The organism is Pseudovibrio sp. WM33, from assembly GCF_001623165.1.
Classification (GTDB): domain Bacteria; phylum Pseudomonadota; class Alphaproteobacteria; order Rhizobiales; family Stappiaceae; genus Pseudovibrio.
This window is the reverse complement of record NZ_LMCK01000142.1, coordinates 82,500-82,960: the sequence shown is the minus strand read 5'-3', so window position 1 is coordinate 82,960 and position 461 is coordinate 82,500. Positions and strand designations below refer to the sequence as shown.

Sequence of the window (461 nt, the reverse complement as noted above, 5' to 3'; positions counted from 1 at the left end):
AAGGTGCGCAATCGATCCATGATCTGGACTATCTGAAAGCTGGCATCGAGGGCCGGGAGTATTTTGACTTCTACTATGCCTCTGATGAGGACCGGACCAACCAGAACCGCACCTTGATTGCAGATCAGGACCATGGTGAGCACTGGGTGTTTCGTCAAAAGGATTTGCGGGGCTGGTGGGAAAACCCGCACCACAACCGGCCGGGCGGGGTGCGTTCCAATACCTCAACTAACTGGGTGCCAAAATCAAAGCCCATCTGGTTTACAGAGTTTGGCTGCCCTGCGATCGACAAAGGCACCAATCAGCCAAACGTGTTTTATGATCCCAAATCCTCAGAAAGTCAGGTGCCCTATTTTTCCTCCGGGGTGCGTGATGATCTGATACAGCGGCGTTACCTTCGCGCCATGCTGGAATACTGGACTGTAGAGGCTGGCAACAATCCAGTTAGCCCGGTTTATGGC

General features: G+C 53.1%; 1 protein-coding gene. It reads left to right on the top strand.

Annotated features, from left to right (window positions below; genetic code table 11):
- The coding region (locus tag PsWM33_RS28570; protein ID WP_206599034.1) for a baseplate megatron protein TIM-barrel domain-containing protein at window positions 1–461 on the top strand (461 nt) is incomplete at both ends.